Annotated in this window: 1 protein-coding gene and 1 pseudogene; one reads left to right on the forward strand and one right to left on the reverse strand. The window is 64.8% G+C overall.

Annotated features, from left to right (window positions below; translation table 11 throughout):
• Nucleotides 1-505: pseudogene (locus tag ABZ260_RS51035) on the reverse strand (hypothetical protein); the annotation flags it as partial.
• Nucleotides 506-1,099: 594 nt separating this feature from the next.
• Here ABZ260_RS51035 and ABZ260_RS51040 point away from each other — a divergent pair.
• On the forward strand, nt 1,100-1,421 hold a 322-nt coding region (locus tag ABZ260_RS51040), incomplete at its 3' end, for a GPP34 family phosphoprotein (RefSeq protein WP_355633203.1).

The following is a 1,421-nucleotide window of genomic DNA, read 5'->3' on the forward strand; positions in this document are numbered from 1 at the left end:
GGTGACGGGCGACTTCGGCGCGGAGCTGGTTGAGTGCGACGCGGACTTGGAACAGCTCGGCTTGCAGGTTGCTCAGGGCCTCGTGTTCCATTTGCTCGGCGGTGCCGGTGTGCAGGCTGCGTGCGGCGACCAGCGCCGCGTACTTGTCGTTGGGTGAGATCGCCCGGCGCGGGAAGTACGGATCGCGCAGGGCATCGTGCGGACGCGATTGCCACCCGGCCAGCAGCCACTCATCCAAGAGATCTTGCAGATCGGGCACCGTCCATGCGGTCTGCGCGTCCACCCGGTCCCCCCGAAGCTGGGTGTTCGAGCTGGTGTAGGCCGCCGCATGCTGGCAGAACAGGGTATTGATGGCGTCAAATGTGACCTCGACGATGCCCTTGTCCGTAGGTGTTCCGGGGCGGCAGTTCTGCGCTGAGATGCCCAGCCGGGCGCAGGCGCGGGTGAACGTCTCGGAGACGAACACCTTCCCGCCGTCGATGACGATGGTGTCCGGCACGATCACCGGCCGGGCGGTTCGCAGTCTGCCGGCGGGTCACCGCCGAGGCGAACGTGTGCCGCCCCACCGACAGCGCGTCGACCAGCTTGTAGAAGGTGTTGCGGCTGGGCAGCAACACCACCCCTGGTCCGCGGGTCGCCTCCACCGCCTTGACCGGCGGACGCGTACGACGCCCGCTACCACTGCGTCGGGGGACGAGGAAGCCTGCGCGGTATTACGCCAGTCCCAAACTGCCAAAAATCCCCGCATTAAAATCCCATGGAGATTCATCGGGATTCTCGGGGCCACGCTTTCGGGAGCCGCCTGACCGGGGTTGTTCCGGCTCCGGCGATCCTTGGCGGGCCGCTTCCCGACACCCGCCCGCAGCTGGCCAAAAATATGTAAATTCTTGGATTCGCCGAAGTCTTCGAGACGCCTCTCGACATAGCTCCAGGTTGTTGGCTATCTGTCCGTTTCTTCGGTTCTCGTCTGGCCGATCTATGTTCGGCGCCAGAACTTCGTTCGCGTAATGACAAATTTAATGTTTTAGCTATACGATCGCCGTTCGTGGTTGGAGTTGATCTTTCAGGAACCCGATTGGCCAACGACCTGTTCTTTGTCATGCATGACAACGCAACCGGCCGGATGAGGCTTCATGCCCGCCTGACCGGTCTGGGGCTGGCCGCCGCCATCCTGGGAGAACTGATGCTCGCCGGGCGGATAACCGTGGGATTGGCGGCGGGGCAGATACGGCTCGTCGTTCTCGACGCGGCGCCGCCCGAAGACGCGCTCACCAGGACCGCCCTGGACCACATCGTCGCCGAACCCGCACACCGCTTCCGTACCTGGTTGCAGTTCCTCGCCCGTACGGCACTCGCCGACGTGGCGGCCCGGATGACCGCCGACGGGCTGCTGCGCCCACCCGGCAGACGCCCGTCGCGGA

This window comes from Streptosporangium sp. NPDC006013 (assembly GCF_040614275.1).
Lineage (GTDB): Bacteria > Actinomycetota > Actinomycetes > Streptosporangiales > Streptosporangiaceae > Streptosporangium.